Source organism: Streptomyces sp. NPDC059906 (assembly GCF_042730645.1).
Taxonomy (GTDB): domain Bacteria; phylum Actinomycetota; class Actinomycetes; order Streptomycetales; family Streptomycetaceae; genus Streptomyces; species Streptomyces rubrogriseus.
This window is the reverse complement of the sequence record NZ_JBHWKU010000003.1, coordinates 60566-78450: the sequence shown is the minus strand read 5'-3', so window position 1 is coordinate 78450 and position 17885 is coordinate 60566. Positions and strand designations below refer to the sequence as shown.

Below are 17885 nucleotides of genomic sequence, written 5' to 3'. Positions count from 1 at the left end.
GTCGTCGACGCGGGACCGTGCGCCGGTGAACGGACTTCACCGGCGCTTCCCGCCGTCCAGGGCCCGCGCCAGATAGGGCGCGGTGGCGCTCTCCCGGGCGCGCGCCACCTCGGCCGGCGAGCCCGCGGCGACGATCCGGCCGCCCGCGTCCCCGCCGCCCGGCCCCAGGTCGATCACGTGGTCGGACCCCGCCACCACGCTCATGTCGTGCTCGACCACGATCACCGTGTGCCCGGCGTCCACCAGAGTGTGCAACTGGCGCATCAGCACCTCGACGTCGGCCGGGTGCAGACCGGTCGTGGGCTCGTCGAGCAGGTACAGGGTGTGGCCGCGACGGCCCCGCTGCAGCTCGCCGGCCAGCTTGATGCGCTGCGCCTCGCCGCCGGACAGCTCGGTCGCGGGCTGGCCGAGCCGCAGGTAGCCCAGACCGACGTCCAGCAGGGCGGCCAGCGCGCGGGCCACCACCGGCGTGTCCGCGAAGAACTCCGCCGCGCCCTCCACCGTCAGGTCCAGCACCTCGGCGATGTTCCGTCCCCGGTAGGCCACTTCGAGCGTCCGAGGGTTGTAGCGCGCCCCGCCGCAGTCCGGGCACGGCGCGTACGTACTCGGCAGGAACAGCAGCTCGACGCTGACGAAACCCTCGCCCTGGCAGGTCTCGCAGCGCCCTCCCGGGACGTTGAAGGAGAACCGGGCCACGCCGTAACCGCGCTCCCGCGCCCGGTCGGTGCCGGCGAAGACCTTGCGCACGACGTCGAACAGGCCCGTGTAGGTGGCCAGGTTGGAGCGCGGGGTGCGGCCGATCGGCCGCTGGTCGACCGAGACCAGCCGGTCCACCCCCGCCAGGTCCTGCGTGACCTCGCCGACCAGCGTCGACTTCCCCGACCCTGACACGCCCGTCACCGCGGTCAGCACCCCGAGCGGGAACCGCGCGGTCACCCCGCGCAGGTTGTGCCGGGTCACCGGACCGACCGTCACGGTGCCGCGCGGGGTGCGCCGCTCGCGGGCGGGCGCGGGGGAGTGGTCGAAGAGGTGGCGGGCGGTGGCGGACTCCGCGACGCGGGCCAGTCCGTCGACCGGGCCGCTGTACAGCACCCGCCCGCCGTGCTCCCCGGCCAGCGGACCGACGTCCACGATCCAGTCGGCGCCGCGCATCACACCGAGGTGGTGCTCCACCACGAACACCGAGTTGCCGGCCGCCTTCAGCCGTTCGAGCACCGTCAGGAGCGCCTCCGTGTCCGCCGGGTGCAGTCCCGCCGAGGGCTCGTCGAGGACGTACACGACGCCGAACAGCCCGGAGCGCAGCTGGGTCGCGAGGCGCAGCCGCTGCAACTCGCCCGCCGACAGGGTGGGGGTGGGCCGGTCCAGGCTCAGATAGCCGAGCCCCAGCTCCATGACGGGCGCGATCCGGGAGGTGAGGTCCTCGGTCAGCACCTTGGCCGTCTCGCCCTCGGTCGGCAGCAGGCCGGGCAGCTCGGCGAGCGGCAGCGCGGCCAGCTCGGCGACGGTGCGGCCGCCGACGGTCACCGCGAGCGCCTCGGCCCGCAGCCTGCCGCCGCCGCACACCGGGCAGGGCGCGCTGGTCAGGAAGCGCTCCGCCCTCGCCCGCAGCGTGGCGCTCTTCGAGTCCGCGAACGTCTTCAGCACGTAGCGCCGGGCACTCGTGTACGTGCCCTGGTACGGCCGCTGGATGCGGCCCGCGTCCCGCACCGGGTGGACCGTGACCACCGGCTGCTCGTCGGTGAACAGGATCCACTCCCGCGCCTCGGCGGGCAGCTCGCGCCAGGGCCGGTCCACGTCGTACCCGAGCGCGTCGAGGACGTCCCGCAGGTTCTTGCCCTGCCACGCGCCCGGCCAGGCGGCGATCGCCCCGTCCCGGACCGACAGCGACGGGTCCGGGACCAGCAGTTCCTCGGTCGTGCGGTGCACCCGGCCGAGCCCGTGGCACTCCGGGCAGGCCCCGGCCGCGGTGTTCGGCGAGAACGCGTCGGAGTCCAGGCGCTCGGCGCCCGGCGGGTACGTGCCGGCGCGGGAGAAGAGCATCCGCAGGGAGTTGGAGAGGTTGGTGACCGTCCCCACCGAGGAGCGGGAGGTCGGCGTCGCCCGCCGCTGCTGGAGCGAGACGGCGGGCGGCAGCCCGGTGATCCCGCCGACCTTGGGCGCGCCGACCTGGTGGATCAGCCGCCGGGCGTAGGGCGCGACCGACTCGAAGTAGCGCCGCTGCGCCTCCGCGTAGACCGTCCCGAAGGCCAGCGACGACTTCCCCGACCCGGAGACGCCCGTGAACACCGCCAGCACGTCCCGGGGGACGTCCACGTCGACGCCCTTGAGGTTGTGCTCGCGGGCGTCGCGCACCCGGACGTACGGGTCGTGGGGGCTGTGCATCGCGGGGCTCCGTACCGTGGGTGGGACAAACCCCGCGATTCTACGCCGGGGTGCCGAGCGGTCCCCTGCCGGTGACACGGGCGAGCCGCCGGTAGGAGTCGAGCAGCGCGGCACGGTCGTAGGTGCTGGTGGTGACCAGCACCTCCTGTGCGCCCGTCTCCTTCACGAGCGTCTCCAGTTCCTCGGCGACCTGCTCCTCGGTGCCGGTGATGTGGCCGCCGAGACCGCCCTCGTACAGGTCGCGTTCCTTCGCGGTCATCGTCCGGGCCTCGACCTCCTCGGCCGTCGGCAGCGGCGGGAAGGAGCCCCGCGTGCGGGCCTCGGCCATGGACCACGCCTCCGGGACCAGGAGCCGCCGGGCCGCCTCGGGCGTGGCGGCCACCGCGACGGTGCCGGAGACGACGACGTACGGCTCCGCGCCCCACTGGGAGGGGCGGAAGGCGGCACGGTAGCGGTCGATGCCGCGGCGCATCCGGTCCCGGTCGCGCAGGTCCCCGATGACCATCGGCAGGCCCGCACGGGCGGCGACGGCCGCGCCCTCGCCCATGGCCAGCACGAACGGCGGTACGGTCAGCCCCTCCGCGGGGCGTGCGTGCACGCCCGTGGGCGAGGTCCCCCGGAACCAGCCGAGCAGCTCGGCCAGTTGCGCGTCGAAGTCCTCGGCGTCGTCCTTCTCCCGGCCCAGCGCCCTGCGGACGCCGTCGGTGAAGCCCACCGAGCGGCCGAGCCCCATGTCGATCCGGCCGGGGAAGAGCGACTCCAGCACGCCGAACTGCTCGGCGACCACCAGCGGCCGGTGGTTGGGCAGCATCACGCCCCCGGTGCCGACGCGGAGACGGCTCGTGGCCCCGGCCACGGCGGCCGCGAGGACGGTCGGCGCCGAGCCGGCCACTCCGGGCACGCCGTGGTGCTCCGCCACCCAGAACCGGTGGTAGCCGAGCCGCTCCGCCTCCCGGGCCAAGTCCACGGTGTCGCGCAGCGCCTCCCCGGCGCTGCGGCCCGCCCGGATGCGGGAGCGGTCGAGGACGGAGAAGCGGGTGGTGGCGAGTGCGGAGGTCACACCGTCTTCAACGTCCGCAGGCCGCACAGATTCCCGGCGGCGCCCTAGGGTGGGCGGGTGAGCGACAGCAGCAGGCCCCCGGTGGCCGTGTTCGACCTGGACAACACCCTCGCCGACACCGCGCACCGGCAGCGGTTCCTGGAGCGCAGGCCCCGTGACTGGGCCGCCTTCTTCGCCGCCGCGCCGCACGATCCGCCGCTCGCGGAGGGCATCGCGCTGGTGCGGGAGCGCGCGAAGGAGTGCGAGGTCGTCTACCTCACCGGACGGCCCGAGCGCTGCCGGCGCGACACGCTCAACTGGCTGGCCGCGCACGGCCTGCCGGACGTTGCCGTGCACATGCGCGGCAACGCCGACCGCAGGCCCGCCCGGCGCACCAAGCTGGAGATTTTGCGGCGGCTCGCGCGGACCCGCGAGGTCCGGGTCCTGGTGGACGACGACGAGTTGGTCTGCGACGACGCCGAACGGGCCGGCTTCCCCGTGCTCCGGGCACGCTGGGCGGCCCGGTCGGCCGAGCTGCGCGTGGCGCAGGAGCGCGAGGGCCGCACCTGACGGACGTGGTCGCCGAAGGGCGCCCCGGGGACGTCAGTCGGACTCCTCCAGGCGGAAGCCGAGCTTGAGCCCGACCTGCCAGTGCGCGACCTGCCCGTCCTCGATCTGGCCGCGGACCTGCGTCACCTCGAACCAGTCCAGCTTGCGCAGGGTCTGCGAGGCGCGCGTGACGGCGTTGCGGACGGCCTGGTCGACGCCGTCGGGCGAGGTGCCGACGACCTCGGTGACCCGGTAGGTGTGGTTCGACATGCGGGGCTCCCTTCCACGGGGCAGCGGTGTGCCCTGCGTCACTCCACCGTGCCCCAAGACGGGACGGAGCGCGAGGCATCGGCCGCCGGGGTGGAAACCCTCCGGTACCTCCCCTTGACCTTTGTAATGGTCCATACCAAAATCCCAGACACCCGTTCGAGCCTCGGGCTCGTCCCCCACGTCGGGTCTCCCTTCGCGTGTGCAGGACACACCTGCCCGCGCCCTCTGTTCGTCAGTCAGAAGGACCCCTCGTGAGACGTCGCCTCCTCGCCCTTGTCTGTGTGTCCGCCACCGTGCTCAGCGGCTGCGGCCTGATCTCGCAGGACGGCGGGAGCGAGCGGCACACCGTCACCGTGTGGCTGATGAAGGACAGTGCCTCGCAGGACTTCCTGAAGCGGTTCACCGAGGGCTTCGAGGCCGACCACCCCGACCTCGACCTGGACATCCGCATCCAGGAGTGGACCGGAATCGGCGACAAGGTGCAGGCCGCGCTGAAGGCCGACGGCACGGACGGCCCCGACGTCGTCGAGGTCGGCAACACCCAGGTCCCGCAGTACGCGGAGGGCGGCCGGCTGCAGGACCTGACCCTGGAGTCGATGCGCGACTGGGGCATCCGTGACTGGCTGCCGGGCCTCGCCGAACCGGGGCAGTGGATGTCCCAGCAGTTCGGCATCCCCTGGTACGCAGCCAACCGCGTGGTGATCTACCGCAAGGATCTCTTCGAGCAGGCCGGCGTGGGCGAGCCGCCCCGCACCCGCGAGGAGTGGCTCGACGCCACGGAGAAGCTCGACAAGAACGGCGACCAGGGCATCTACCTGGCCGGGCAGGACTGGTACACGCTCTCCGGATTCATCTGGGACGAGGGCGGCGAACTCGCCACCCAGGACGGCGAGGGCGGCGTCTGGACGGGCGCCCTGGACTCCGCGGCGGCCCTGCGCGGCATGGACTTCTACCGCGAACTGCAGGCCCTGGGCGACGGCCCGGTCGACGCCGACGAGGAACACCCGCCGCAGGCCGGGGTCTTCGCGAAGGGACAGGTCGCGCAGATCATCGCGGTGCCGGGCCAGGCCCAGTCCATCCTGCGGGAGAACCCCGAACTCAAGGGCAGGATCGGCTTCTTCCCCGTGCCCGGCAAGAGCGCCGACAAGCCCGGCGCCGTCTTCACCGGCGGCTCCGACCTCGTCGTCCCGAAGAACACCGACCAGGAGGACGGCGCCCGTGCCGTGGTCGAGGCGCTGGTGAGCACCAAGTGGAACACCGACCTGGCCCGCACCATGAACTACGTCCCCAACAAGAAGTCGCTCGCCAAGGACGTCTCCGGCGAGGAGGGGATCGAGGCCATGGCGGCCGGCGCCGCACAGGGCCGGGCGACCCCCGGTACGCCCCGGTGGGGCGCGGTCGAGGCGGACAACCCGATCAAGGAGTACATGACGAACGTGCTCAAGGGGGCGAAGGCGAAGTCGGAGGCCCAGAAGGCCTCCGACCGCATCACCGAACTGCTGGACGTCAACACGCGCTGACCGGCGGGTGCCGGGGGCGCGCGGGCCGGCGCCCCGGACTCAGCGCGCCACGCTCAGCGACAGGGCGAAACGGCCCTCGCCGTCCGTCCACCAGTGGGCCAGGTCCAGACCGGCCGCCGCCAGCTCGGCCCGCACCCCCTCCCGCCGGAACTTCGCGGACACCTCGGTGCGCAACTCCTCCCCGTCCGCGAAGTCCACGGCCAGGTCGAGCGCCTGGATCTTCACGGTCTGCGCGGTGCGCGAGCGCAGCCGCATCTCGATCCACTCCCGTTCGGCGTTCCAGAGCGCCACGTGATCGAAGGCCGCGGGCGCGAAGTCGGCCTCCAGCTCGCGGTTCACCACGGACAGCACGTTCTTGTTGAACTCGCCCGTCACCCCGGCCGCGTCGTCGTAGGCGCGGACCAGCACCCCTTCGTCCTTGACCAGGTCGGTGCCCAGCAACAGGGTGTCGCCCGGGGAGAGCAGGGAGCGCACGGAGGCCAGGAACCCGGCGCGTTCCTCGGGCAGCAGGTTGCCGATCGTGCCGCCGAGGAACGCCACCAGCCGGGGGCCCGGCGTGTCGGGCAGCGTCAGCCCGCCCGTGAAATCGGCGATCAGCGCGTGCACCCGGAGGCCGGGGCGCTCGGCGACGAGCGCCTGCCCGGCCTGGACGAGGGCGCTCTCGCTCACGTCGACCGGCACGTAGCCGCGCAGCCCGTTCCGTTCGGTGAGCGCGTCGAGCAGCACGCGGGTCTTCTCCGAGGAGCCGGAACCCAGCTCCACCAGGGTGCGGGTACCGGTCGCCGCCGCGATCTCCCCGGCCCGGTCGACGAGGATCTCCCGTTCGGCCCGGGTCGGGTAGTACTCGGGCAGCGCGGTGATCGCCTCGAACAGCTCGCTGCCCCGCGCGTCGTAGAACCACTTCGGCGGCAGCCACTTGGGCGTGCTCGTCAGGCCCGCCAGGACGTCGGCGCGCAGGGCGGCGTCCGTGGCGTCCTCGGGCAGCGTCCGGGTCAGACGGAACTGGCTCACGTGCGGGGCTCCTTCGCAGAGACGAAAGCGTCGGTCGGGCCGAGGCCGGGCGCGGTGGTCCCGCCCGGGTCCTTGAGCGGGGTGAGTCGCACGTCCGTGCGGCTCGCAGTGAGCAGGGTGCGGTCGGGGACCTCCTGCCAGCGGGGGTCGTCGTCGTACGGTTCGGAGGCGACGACCGTGCCGCCACCCGGGCGGGACAGGTACCACAGGGTGTCGCCCCAGGTGGTGGCGGTGACGGTGGAGCCGTTGGTGAGGAGCAGGTTGAGCCGGGAGGCCGGGGCCGCCGCGGCGACCTCCAGCACCGTCTCGGCCAGCGCCCGGCCCTCGTCGTCCCCGGCCCGCAGCCGGGCCAGGACCAGCGCCCACACGAGCGCCGAGTCGTTGCGCGCCTCCAGCGACAGCAGCTCACCGGGCGGCAGCGTCGCGGCCACCGGAGCCAGCGAAGCGGGCCAGCCCGCCACGGCGCCGTTGTGGCTGAACAGCCAGGCCCCCGCGGCGAACGGGGCCGCGGCCGCCTCCGCGTCGGCGCCGGCCAGCGTCGCGTCCCGGACCGCCGCGAGCAGCGCGCCGGTCCGCACCACCCGGGCGAGGTCGGCGAAGGACCGGTCCGCCCAGATCGGGCCGGCCCGCCGGTACCGGGCCGGCACCGGGTCGCCCTCGGCGTACCAGCCGACGCCGAACCCGTCGGCGTTGACCGTGCCGTACCGCTGGTGCCGCGGCGCCCACGACTGGCGGTACAGACCGTGCGGCGGCGTCACGAGAAGGTCGCCGAGCGGCTCGCCGGGGCCCACGTAGGCCAGGTGACGGCACATCAGGCGGCCTGCGCGGAAGCCGACCGGGCGGTGCGGAACCCGGAGAAGATCTGCCGCCTGATCGGATAGTCCCAGTTGCGGAACGTGCCCCGGCAGGCCACCGCGTCCACGGCGAAGGAACCCCCGCGCAGCACCTTGTACTCGGGGCCGAAGAACACCTGCGAGTACTCCTTGTACGGGAACGCCCGAAAGCCCGGGTACGGGGCGAAGTCGCTCGACGTCCACTCCCAGACGTCGCCGATCAACTGCCGTACACCGAGCGGCGACTCACCGGCCGGGTAGCTGCCCGCGGGCGCCGGACGCAGGTGCCGCTGCCCGAGGTTGGCGTGCTCCGGGCCCGGGTCGGCGTCGCCCCAGGGATAGCGCATCGCGCGGTCCCCGGCCGGGTCGTACCGCGCGGCCTTCTCCCACTCGGCCTCGGTGGGCAGCCGGCGCCCGGCCCAGCGGGCGTACGCGTCGGCCTCGTACCAGCACACGTGGAGCACCGGCTCGTCGGCCGGTACCGCCTCGGTCACCCCGAAGCGGCGGCGCAGCCACTGCCCGCCGTCCCGGCGCCAGAACAGCGGGGCGGCGATGGAGTGCCGGCGGATGTGGTCCCAGCCCTCGGGCGTCCACCAGCGCGGGTCGTCGTAGCCGCCGTCGTCGATGAACGCCAGGTACGCGCCGTTGGTCACCGGGACGGTGTCGATGAAGTACGGCGCCACCTCGCGCCGGTGCGCGGGGCGTTCGTTGTCCAGGGCCCACGGCTCGGTCGAGGTGCCCATGGTGAACGGGCCGCCCGGCACCAGGACTTCGGCCGGTCCGGTGAACAGCGGCGCCGGATCCGGGTCGGGCGCGGTCAGCACGCGGGGCCCCTTGCGCAGTTGGTGCGTGATCAGCATGGTCTCGTCGTGCTGCTGCTCGTGCTGGGCGATCATCCCGAAGGCGAAGCCCGCCTCCGTCAGCCGCGTCCCGTCGAACGCGGTGGCCTCCAGCACGTCCAGGGCCCGCCCGCGCACGTCCGACGCGTACCTGCGGGCCTCGGCGGGCGACAGCAGGGGCAGGCTCGGCCGCTCGGAGCGCGGATGCTCGAAGGCGTCGTACAGGCTGTCGATCTCCGGGCGTATCGCCTCCTGCCCGGCGACCGCGCGCAGCAGCCACTGCTCCTCCTGGTTGCCGATGTGCGCCAGGTCCCACACCAGCGGGGACATCAGCGGCGACACCTGGGCGGTCAGGTCGGGACCCTCCACGCAGCTGGTGAGCAGCGTGGTGCGCTCGCGGGCGGTGACCAGCGTGGTCAGGGCCCGCTCACGCAGGGCCTCGGCGGTGGTGGGCGCAGTCGCGTCAGTGGGGTCGGTCATGAGCGGGTCTCCCTCCCGTGCGGGCCACGGTCCGCGCCGCCCGGCATGTCCAGCAGATCGTCGGCGGGGCAGCGGCCCCTCAGGACGTAGCGCTCCCGGTACGCGGCGACGGCGTCCGTCACCTCGGTGCTCGCGCCGAGCCGGGGCAGCGCGGCGAGTGCCGCCGTGAAACACGTGACGGCGGCCTCGCGCAGCTCGAGATCGGTGAGGGCGTCACGGGCCGCGTCCTCGTACAGCGGATTGTGCGGCGCGGGCAGGCCCAGGGTGCGCTCCGCCAGGGGCTTGACGGCCCGGTAGGCGGTCTCGCCGGCCTCGGGGTCGTCGAACAGCGCGGCGGTCACCGCCAGCGGCACGATCCAGCCGTCGTCCCCGGGCTGCGCGTCGATCATCCGCAGCTCCAGGTGGCCGCGCGGACGCACCGGCGGGAAGAGCGTGGTCAGGTGGTAGTCGAGGTCCTCCCGGGTCGGCGGCCGGGGCACCAGCTCGCGGGTCCACTCCCGCAGCGTCAGGCCCTCCGGCACGTCCCAGGGGCCGCCGTCTCGGCGCACGCACATCACCGGGGCGTCCAGCACGTGCCGCGCCCAGGTGCCGCGCGGGTCGCTGTCCAGCGGGGGACCGCCCGCCCGCCCGGCGCCGATCTGCGCCCACCGCAGCTGCCGGGTGGACCGCCAGCCGGTGGGGCGCCCGCCGGACAGCGGGGAGTTGGCGAACGCGGCCAGCAGGACCGCGCCCAGATGATGGGCCAGCCACCACCGGCGCACGTACCCCAGTGGCCCAGGCTCCTCGTGCCCGGCGTCCACGCACACCTGCACCGAGGCGGAGGCGCACATCATGAAGCGGCCACCGGGGCCGGTGCGGTCGAGACAGGACTCCATGGCGTCGTAGCGCGGCTGCCGCAGGTAGCGGCGCGGCGGCTGCCAGGGATCGTGGCCGAGGCCGACCAGGGCGAGGCCGTCCTCGCGCAGCACGGCGCGGACGGCTTCCAGATCGGCGGCAACGGAGCGGACGCACTCCGTCAGCGAGGCGGCGGGGAGCGAACTCAGCTCCAGCTGGCCGCCGGGTTCGACGGTCAGCGCCGACCTCAGGGGCACGGCCCGCAGCGCGGTGTACACCGCACGGAGCCGTTCGGGTGACACGGGGAGCCGCGGCGCGCGCAGCTCGTGGACGAGCCATTCCACCTCGACGCCGAGGAGCCTGGGCGGACCGGTCTTGAAGCAGATGCCGCGGACCAGCGCCTCGACCTCGGCCTCACTGACCGCGGTACGGGGCCGGATACAGCCACCAACCGAATCGGACATGTCGGGATCCTCCTGAGATTCCACCATGCCGCCGGCCCCTCTGCGGTGGGCCGGGCCGGCACACTCGTCCCACCCAAGACCCTCGTGCCGCTCCGCACAAGGATGCATTTCGGGACGTTCCCGCTCGGTAATCTCCGCGATCCGCCCGTTTCCGAGGGCTTTCCACGTCGTACGCCGGTCGGGAAACTCCGTTGCACCGCACCCTCAGCATCACCCAGGATTCCCGCATGAGCACGACGGGGGAGACCGCACCGCGCGCGGTCACGGCGTCCACGGGGGTGGCGCCGTGAGCGCGCGCCTGCGGGGCATCGCACAGCAGACGGAGCAGATCGTCGCGGCCGGGTCCTACCGCGCGTCCGACGGGCGTGAGGTGCCCCTTGCGACGGCGGTCGGGGCGGCCCAGGACGGTACGCGGATGTACGGGCCGGGGCCCGTCGAGGTGTCCGTTGCGGCCGGGGCGCGCACGGTCTTCGAGGTCACCGGCGAGAGCAGCCTGGAGGCCGCCCGCCGCCTCGGCGGCGAGGTCGCCGTGCTCAACTTCGCCTCCGCGCGCAACCCCGGCGGCGGCTACCTGGGCGGCGCCCAGGCCCAGGAGGAGGCCCTGTGCCGGGCCTCCGCCCTGTACACCTGCCTGCTGCGGGCGCGCGAGTTCTACGACCACCACCGCGCCCACCGCGACCCGTTCTACACGGACCGCGTCGTCCACTCGCCCGGCGTACCCGTCTTCCGGGACGACCGGGGCCGCCTGCTGGACGAGCCGTTCACGGCCGGGTTCCTCACCGCCGCCGCGCCCAACGCGGGCGTGGTGCTGCGCACGGCCCCGGAGCGGGCCGCCGGCCTGCCCGCCGCCCTCACCGGGCGCGCCGAGCGGGTGCTGGAGACGGCCGCGGCCCACGGGTACCGGCGGCTGGTCCTCGGGGCCTGGGGCTGCGGCGTGTTCCGCAACGACCCCGCCCAGGTGGCGGGCGCGTTCCGGTCACTGCTCGGGCCCGGCGGGCGGTTCGCCGGCGCCTTCGAACGGGTGGCCTTCGGCATCCTGGACCGCACCCCGGGCGCCACCGTCCGGGCGGCCTTCGAGCGTGCCTTCCCGGAGGGCGCCGGCCGTCCCGGTCAGCTCCAGCCGTAGCGCTCCCGCAGCCGCTGCCGTACGAGGTCGAAGCGCATCCGGTCCAGAGCGCACGCCTCGCGGCGCATCCCCGCGTCGTGCAGCCGCAGCACCCGGTCCACGTCGACCCAGGAATCCCGCCCGGAGCGGTCCCAGGGCCCGCTGCCGATCGGCACCCACTCCCGGTCCCCGTCGTGCCGCCTGCTGGACAACTGCACGGCCAGCACCGTCCCGGCGGCCTCCCGGGCCACCACGAGCACGGGCCGGTCCTTGCCGCGGCCGTCCGCCTCCTCATAGGGCACCCACGTCCAGACGATCTCGCCGGGATCGGGATCGCCGTCGTGCGCGGGGGAGTACTCCGTCCGTACCCGGCCCACCTCCCGCGGGTCGGCCTCGGTGGTGGCGGCGGGTCCGTAACGGCCCGGGGCGGTCTCGCCGTTGCTGTCGATGTCGTCGGTGAAGGCGTTCACGGCCGTACCGTACGGGACGGGTCCGCGCGGACGCGCGGGGACCCGAGTCCGGTGGCAGGCTGGCCCCCGGGCCCGGCTCGCAGGAGCCCGGCCACCGGCGACACGCGACAGTACGAGTCAGAAGGCGACGTCATGACCGACCAGCTCACCGTGAGCGTCCTGGGCACCGGCATCATGGGTGCCGCGATGGCCCGCAACCTCGCCCGCGCCGGACACGCCGTCCGCGTCTGGAACCGCAGCCGGGACAAGGCCGAGCCGCTGGCCGCCGACGGCGCGCACGTCGCGGACAGCCCGGAGGAGGCCGTACGCGGCGCCGACGTCGTCCTGACGATGCTCTACGACGGCCCGGCCGCCCTCGACGTCATGCGGCGGGCCGAGCCCGGCCTGCGGCCCGGCACCGTGTGGGCGCAGTCCACCACCGCGGGCGTCGACGCGGTCGCCGACCTGGCCGCCTACGCCCACGAGCGGGGCCTCGTCTTCTTCGACGCCCCCGTCCTCGGCACCCGGCAGCCCGCCGAGGCCGGTCAACTGCTGGTGCTGGCGGCGGGTCCGGGCGAGGCGCGGGACACCGTGGCCCCCGTGTTCGACGCCGTCGGCTCGCGCACCGTGTGGACCGGCGAGGACGGCGCGGCCGGCAGCGCCACCCGGCTGAAACTGGTCGCCAACAGCTGGGTCCTCGCCGTCACCAACGCCGGCGGCGAGACCCTCTCGCTCGCCAAGGCCCTGGGCGTCGACCCGGACACCTTCTTCGACGCCATCGCCGGTGGTCCGCTCGACATGGGCTACCTGCGGGCCAAGGCCGGCCTGATCCGCGACGGCGCGCTGAGGCCGGCCCAGTTCGCTGTCGCCACCGCCGAGAAGGACGCCCGCCTGATCGTCGAGGCCGGCGAGGCGAACGGCGTCCGGCTGGACCTCGCCGCGGCCGGTGCGCAGCGCTTCGCCCGGGCCGCCGCCCAGGGACACGGCGACGAGGACATGGCGGCGGCCTACTTCGCCAGTTTCGAGGAGAAGGCGAGCGACTGAGCCCACCCGGGGTACCGGGTGCACGAGACACCCCGGCACCCGCACCGACACCGGCGTCCGGACCCGGTGCCGGACCACACCACACCACACCACACCACACCACACCACACCGCGAGGAGTCCGCATGTCGAAGCCGCCGCTGCCGCCCGAGGCCGTCGAACTGCTGCGCCGCCCCAACCCGTGCGTCATGGCCACCCTCCGCCAGGACGGCGCCCCCGTCTCCACGCCCACCTGGTACGCGTGGGACGACGACGGCCGGGTGCTGATCAACCTCGACGCGGGCCGCGTGCGCCTGGGACACCTGCGCCGCGACCCGCGCGTCACCCTCACCGTCCTCTCGGCCGACGACTGGTACACCCACGTCACCCTCATCGGCCGCGTCGCCGAGATGCGCGACGACGAGGACCTCTCCGGCATCGACCGTCTCGCCCGGCACTACACGGGCAACCCGTACCCGAACCGGGAGCGTCCCCGGGTCAGCGCCTGGATCGAGGTGGAGCGCTGGCACGGCTGGGGGGAGCTGAAGGACAGTTCCCAGTCGGGCTGACGGACGGCGGGCGGACCCGGGGCGTATGATCGTCGCGCGGCATCGCGTGTCGGTCACCGTCCGGGTGAGGCATGGAGGCGCCGCGGAGATGCCCGTGGAGGCATTGCCCCGTGTCAGTCGAGTTCAACCACACCATCGTTCTCTCCCAGGACAGGGAGAAGTCCGCCCGCTTCGTCGCCGGAATCCTCGGTCTCGAGGTCGGCGAACCGGCCGGAATGTTCCTGCCCGTGACGACCGCCAACGGCGTCACCCTCGATTTCGCCACCGTCGACATCGACATCCCCGTGCAGCACTACGCGTTCCTCGTCTCCGAGGACGAGTTCGACGGCATCCTCGCCCGCCTCGTCGCGGGCCGGATCCCCATCCAGGCCGACCCGCCCGGCCGGCACCCGCGCCGGATCAACCGCAACGACGGCGGCCGGGGCGTGTACTTCACCGACCCGTCCGGGCACGGCATGGAGGCCTTCACCCGCCCCTACGGCAGCGACCCGGCCTCGCCGCTGAACGGCGTCACCGAGGACGTGCCCGGGGCCTGCTGACCGGCGTCCCCGAGGCCGTCACCGGCCACGGCCGGGACCGTTTGTCAGACCCCCTCCGCATACTGGTGGCCTCGAAGTGCCGGATGCGAGGGGGGACTGGCCGTGCGGATGCGGACGGTGTACAGGGGTGAACTACCGGTCGTCCACGGGCGGTTCCACGTGGACAGCCGTCGCGAGCCGTGGGCACCGGTGCCTTCGGAGGCCTGCGCCGGGCAGACCAACGGTCTGTGCGGCGCGGCCGTCCCGGGCTGCCTCTTCCTCTGCACGGGCCTGAGCAGCGGGAAGATCGCCCTGACCGTCGAGGTGCACGGCGCCGCGCCGCCCCTCGAGGACCGCTGGGAGGACGTGGTGGAGGCGTCCTTCCGCCCGCTGACCGCCTCGACCGCCGTCCTGCCCTGCGGCCGCGGCGCACTGTGCGAATGGGCCCTGCCGCCCGCCGACCACCGGGTGCGCTACTGCGGGCGAGGCATGGACGGCGGTGCGGGGGGCGGGCCCGCCACGGCCCGGGACGCGGGACCGGTCGGCCAGTACCTGCTGCAGTTCTGGCCGGCCCCGCCCACCGCGGACCGGGTGGTCCGGCAGACCTCGCGCAGCGCCGCACACCGGCACCGCTACGCGCGCGCCCTGGAGCCGCCCGTTCCGGGGGCGCGGACCGAGCGGGAGCGCGCCGAGATCCGGTCCTGGGGCGGCCGGTTGCCCAGCCGACGGGTGCGGGAGGCCGGTGCCGACGCCCGCGGGCTGGTACCGCTGGACCGGGAGCTGCTCGACGCCGTCGACGCGGCGTGCCCGGCCACCCAGCGCGGCCTCGCCCGCTGGGCCGCCCGCCGGGCCCTCACCGCCGCCGGACTGGACGGCGTCGACTGGATCGCGCCCGCGCTGGCCGCGCTGGACCGGGGAGAGCCCCTGCCGCCCCCGTTCGACGATCCCCGGCGGGCCTGGGACCGCTTCTTCACCGACGCCCGCACCGCCCTCACCGCGCCCGACCCGCCCGGCGCGGGCCAGGGCGCCCCGCTGTGCCGCGCCCTGGCCCTGCCCGCCCTGCGCGCCGCCGCGGACCCGGACCCCCTGCGCGCCGCGCTCGGCGCCCTCTTCGCCGCCGCGGTCACCCACGGCACCGACTACCCGGCCCTGTTCGCCGAGGCCCGCCGACGCTTCCCCGACCTGCGCGCGGACGCGTCGCCGCGGGCTTGAGGGACGGGAGCCCGGTCTTCTCTCGCGCTCGACGGGCTGGTCCGGGGCCGGGCAGGGACGGGTGTCCCGACGGAGTCGTGTGTGGCGCACCGGCTGTCGTACCCGGTTCGCCGGGCCATCGGCCTCCCGACCTGGGTGCGGTCGGGTCGGCGCGGGCGTGAGGGCCGGGGTGACTGATGGCTTTCGTGTTCGGCGCGCCGGTCCGGGGCCGGGCAGGGCCGGGTGTCCCGTCGGGGTCGTGTGTGGCGCCCGGGCGTCGGGCCCGGTTGGCCGGGGCCCTCGGTTGTTTGCCCGGGCCTGGGTGCGGACGTGTCGGAGCGGTGTGCGGGGTGGGAGTCCGACGGGCCTTCGCGTCCGGTCGGCGGGGTTCGGGGCCGGGCGCGACGGGTGTTGCGCCGGGTGGGGCGTGGCGCACGGGCTGGCGGGTCCGGTTCGCCGGGGCTTTCGGTGCTTGCCCGGCCGGTGTCGGGGCGGCGGCAGGAGCGTGACCGTGGGGTCTCAGTCGGCGGCGGGCCGGGGCGGGGTGGGAGTGGACGTGTGGGGCTGTCGCGGCAGCAGCAGCGGGGTCGCCAGGAGCAGCACGCCCGCGAGCGCGACCGCCGTACGCGTCCCGGTCAGGCCGGCCAGCAGACCCCACAGCGCGGTCAGTGCGGCGGTCGTCAGCTTCCCGCTGACCGTCCAGGCCGACAGCGTGCGCGCCACCCGGTCCGCGGGCGTCAGCTCCAGCCGACGGGTGGCGTACACCGGGTTGTACACGCCCACGGACGCGATCAGTCCGAACTCGACGGCCATCACCAGCACCACCCCCCCCGGTCCCCGGACCGACGAAGGCCAGCCCCACGGGCCAGCACACCCGCAGCACGCCGCTGGTCACCAGCACCCGGTGCTCCCCGAAGCGGGCCACGAGCGGTCCGGCCATGCGCGAGCCGACCAGCCCGCCGAGGCACGGCACGGCGAAGGCGAGCGCGTACTGCCAGGGGGCGAAGCCCAGGTCGCCCAGCATGAGCACGGCCAGCAGCGGTGCCGTCGCCATGATCAGACCGTTGACCAGGACCGTGTTGAGGAACAGCGGGCGCAGGGCCGGTGAGGCGAGCACGTACCGCCAGCCGTCCAGCAGGTCACCGGCGCGCAGCCGGCTCGCCGCCGCGCGCCGCGGGTGCGGCTCCCCACCCCCGATCGCGCGGATGCCCAGCGCCGAGAAGAGATGGCTGACCGCGTCGGCCGCCACCGTCACCACCGGGCCGAAGAGCCCGATCGCGGCCCCGCCGACCGGAGGTCCGAGCATGGCCGCGGTCCAGGTCGTCGCCTCGAACCGGCCGTTGGCCCGCAGCAGGTCCGGCCCTCGCACCAGCGCCTTGAGACAGGAACCGGCCGCGGCCCTGAACGTGATGTCGGCCGCGGCGACGACGACCGACACGACCAGCAACTGGGCGAAACCGAGCCGGCCGAGGGCGTACGCGAGCGGCACGCTCAGCAGTACCGCGCAGCGCAGCAGGTCCGTCGCGATCATCACGGGCCGCTTGCGCCGGAACTCCACCCACGGCCCGAGCGGCACGGCCACCACCGCGCCCACCGCGAGGCCGACCGCCGAGAGCGCCGCCACCCGTGCCGGACCGGCGTCCAGCACCATGACCGCGATCAACGGAAAGGCGTCGAAGGCGAGCCGGGTGCCGAACGTGCTGACCGCGTACGCACCCCACAGCCATCCGAACCCCCGCCCCAACGACCCGCCGCCCACCACGTCCGACTCGACCACACCCGACTCCGTCACGCCCGACATCCAAGCGAGCCGGGGCCGGGCGGATCAAACAACCGGCCGGTCGGCACGTACAACCGATCGTTGTGCACATGCCCCGAGGCGGGCGCTACCGGGTGAGCAGCTCGCGCAACGCTCCGGCGACCTCGTCCGGCGCCTCCTCCGCCATGAAGTGCCCGCACCCGACGGTCTCGTGCCGCAGGTCCGGGGCCCACGCCCGCCACAGCGCGGCGGCGTCGTAGCCGAGCGCGGCGCCCCAGTCCTGCTGGAGCACGGTCACCGGCATCCGGAGCCGGTTGCCGTTCTCCCGGTCCGCCCGGTCGTGGTCCACGTCGACGCCGGCCGAGGCCCGGTAGTCGGCCACGATGGACGGCACCGCCTCGCGGGACGCCTTCAGATAGGCGGCCCGGACGTCGGCGGGCAGGGCGTCCGGGTCCCGGGTCCAGACGTCGAGGAAGTGACCGAAGAACGCGTCCGGCGCGGCGCCGATCAGCTGCTCCGGCAGCCCCGGCGGCTGCGCCATCAGATACAGGTGGAAGCCCACCGCCGCCGTCGTGCCGTGCAGGACGTCCCACATGTCCAGCGTCGGCAGCACGTCCAGCGCGGCCAGGTGCGTCACCGCGTCGGGATGGTCGAGCCCGGCGCGCACCGCGACCAGCGCGCCCCGGTCGTGACCGGCCAGCGCGAACCGCTCGTGCCCCAGCTCCCGGGCCAGGGCGACCACGTCGGCGGCCATGGCCCGCTTGGCGTACGCGGTGCCGTCCGGGTCGGCGGGCTTGTCGCTGGCGCCGTAGCCGCGCAGGTCGGGGCAGATGACCGTGTGGTCGGCCGCCAGGTCGGCGGCGACGTGCCGCCACATCAGGTGGGTCTGGGGAAAGCCGTGCAGCAGCACGACCGGGCTGCCCGTGCCGCCGACGGCCACGTGCAGGCCGACGCCGTCGGCGACCGTCACGCGTTCGCGGGTGAAGCCGGGAATGGCCGGTTCCACGGTGGACTGGTTGGTCTGGGTCGTCATGGTGGTCAGCGCCTCTCT

16 protein-coding genes and 1 pseudogene are annotated in these 17885 nt (G+C 74.6%); 7 read left to right on the top strand and 10 right to left on the bottom strand.

Features of this window, described 5'->3' with window-relative positions; translation table 11 throughout:
- Positions 1-36: 36 nt before the first annotated feature.
- Together ACFV9J_RS05770 and ACFV9J_RS05765 are read right to left on the bottom strand one after the other, a co-directional pair.
- Positions 37-2382: an ATP-binding cassette domain-containing protein gene (locus tag ACFV9J_RS05770; RefSeq protein WP_385350349.1), complete on the bottom strand. Its 2346-nt coding sequence runs from the start codon at positions 2380-2382 to the stop codon at positions 37-39.
- A 40-nt stretch (positions 2383-2422) separates the two neighbouring features.
- Positions 2423-3442, bottom strand: coding sequence for an LLM class flavin-dependent oxidoreductase (locus ACFV9J_RS05765; RefSeq protein WP_385350346.1), 1020 nt, complete (start codon positions 3440-3442; stop codon positions 2423-2425).
- A 57-nt stretch (positions 3443-3499) separates the two neighbouring features.
- On the opposite strand from ACFV9J_RS05765, the gene ACFV9J_RS05760 reads away from it, so the two are divergent.
- A complete protein-coding gene (locus ACFV9J_RS05760; RefSeq protein WP_385350343.1) occupies positions 3500-3991 on the top strand; it encodes a hypothetical protein in 492 nt (163 codons plus the stop codon).
- 33 nt (positions 3992-4024) lie between these two features.
- On the opposite strand, the gene ACFV9J_RS05755 is transcribed toward ACFV9J_RS05760, so the two are convergent.
- Entirely contained in the window at positions 4025-4240 is a 216-nt protein-coding gene (locus tag ACFV9J_RS05755; RefSeq protein WP_016325534.1) for a dodecin, read from the bottom strand.
- Positions 4241-4491: 251 nt separating this feature from the next.
- Between ACFV9J_RS05755 and ACFV9J_RS05750 the strand changes: the two genes are divergently transcribed.
- On the top strand, positions 4492-5760 hold the full coding sequence (locus ACFV9J_RS05750; protein WP_385350340.1) for an extracellular solute-binding protein: 1269 nt from the start codon (positions 4492-4494) through the stop codon (positions 5758-5760).
- A gap of 39 nt (positions 5761-5799) precedes the next feature.
- Here ACFV9J_RS05750 and egtD read toward each other — a convergent pair whose 3' ends face one another.
- The 4 genes from egtD to egtA are packed head-to-tail and all read right to left on the bottom strand — an operon-like array spanning position 5800 to position 10221.
- Entirely contained in the window at positions 5800-6771 is a 972-nt protein-coding gene (gene egtD / locus ACFV9J_RS05745; RefSeq protein ID WP_385350337.1) for an L-histidine N(alpha)-methyltransferase, read from the bottom strand.
- Positions 6768-7583 (bottom strand): ergothioneine biosynthesis protein EgtC, encoded by an 816-nt coding sequence (gene egtC, locus ACFV9J_RS05740; protein WP_385350334.1) that lies wholly within the window; start codon positions 7581-7583, stop codon positions 6768-6770. The genes egtD and egtC overlap by 4 nt, the downstream gene beginning before the upstream one ends.
- Positions 7583-8923 carry an ergothioneine biosynthesis protein EgtB gene (egtB, locus tag ACFV9J_RS05735; RefSeq protein WP_385350331.1) on the bottom strand — a complete coding sequence of 447 codons (1341 nt, stop codon included), beginning with the start codon at positions 8921-8923 and terminating at the stop codon, positions 7583-7585. The genes egtC and egtB overlap by 1 nt, the downstream gene beginning before the upstream one ends.
- Positions 8920-10221, bottom strand: a complete 1302-nt coding sequence (gene egtA, locus ACFV9J_RS05730) for an ergothioneine biosynthesis glutamate--cysteine ligase EgtA (protein ID WP_385350329.1) — start codon at positions 10219-10221, stop codon at positions 8920-8922. Before egtA ends, egtB begins: the two co-directional genes overlap by 4 nt.
- Positions 10222-10507: 286 nt before the next feature.
- Here egtA and ACFV9J_RS05725 point away from each other — a divergent pair, with 286 nt between their 5' ends.
- The gene (locus tag ACFV9J_RS05725; protein WP_385350326.1) at positions 10508-11347 is read left to right on the top strand and encodes a TIGR02452 family protein; all 840 of its coding nucleotides are present in this window, start codon (positions 10508-10510) and stop codon (positions 11345-11347) included.
- Here ACFV9J_RS05725 and ACFV9J_RS05720 read toward each other — a convergent pair.
- Positions 11332-11796 carry a type II toxin-antitoxin system PemK/MazF family toxin gene (locus tag ACFV9J_RS05720; protein ID WP_003977950.1) on the bottom strand — a complete coding sequence of 155 codons (465 nt, stop codon included), beginning with the start codon at positions 11794-11796 and terminating at the stop codon, positions 11332-11334. The two genes, ACFV9J_RS05725 and ACFV9J_RS05720, sit on opposite strands and share 16 nt — an antisense overlap.
- 132 nt (positions 11797-11928) lie before the next feature.
- Here ACFV9J_RS05720 and ACFV9J_RS05715 point away from each other — a divergent pair, with 132 nt between their 5' ends.
- The 4 genes from ACFV9J_RS05715 (at position 11929) to ACFV9J_RS05700 (ending at position 15096) form a co-directional block, all read left to right on the top strand.
- On the top strand, positions 11929-12819 hold the full coding sequence (locus ACFV9J_RS05715) for an NAD(P)-dependent oxidoreductase (protein ID WP_385350321.1): 891 nt from the start codon (positions 11929-11931) through the stop codon (positions 12817-12819).
- A 124-nt stretch (positions 12820-12943) separates the two neighbouring features.
- The gene (locus ACFV9J_RS05710; RefSeq protein WP_385350319.1) at positions 12944-13366 is read left to right on the top strand and encodes a PPOX class F420-dependent oxidoreductase; all 423 of its coding nucleotides are present in this window, start codon (positions 12944-12946) and stop codon (positions 13364-13366) included.
- A gap of 110 nt (positions 13367-13476) precedes the next feature.
- Positions 13477-13905, top strand: a complete 429-nt coding sequence (locus ACFV9J_RS05705) for a VOC family protein (protein WP_385350316.1) — start codon at positions 13477-13479, stop codon at positions 13903-13905.
- 159 nt (positions 13906-14064) lie between these two features.
- Positions 14065-15096: a hypothetical protein gene (locus ACFV9J_RS05700; RefSeq protein ID WP_385350314.1), complete on the top strand. Its 1032-nt coding sequence runs from the start codon at positions 14065-14067 to the stop codon at positions 15094-15096.
- Between the two features lie 498 nt (positions 15097-15594).
- Here ACFV9J_RS05700 and ACFV9J_RS05695 read toward each other — a convergent pair.
- Both ACFV9J_RS05695 and ACFV9J_RS05690 read right to left on the bottom strand, forming a co-directional pair.
- A pseudogene (locus tag ACFV9J_RS05695) lies at positions 15595-16876 on the bottom strand (MFS transporter).
- Between the two features lie 85 nt (positions 16877-16961).
- A complete protein-coding gene (locus ACFV9J_RS05690; protein ID WP_164275907.1) occupies positions 16962-17840 on the bottom strand; it encodes an alpha/beta fold hydrolase in 879 nt (292 codons plus the stop codon).
- Positions 17841-17885: the final 45 nt, after the last annotated feature.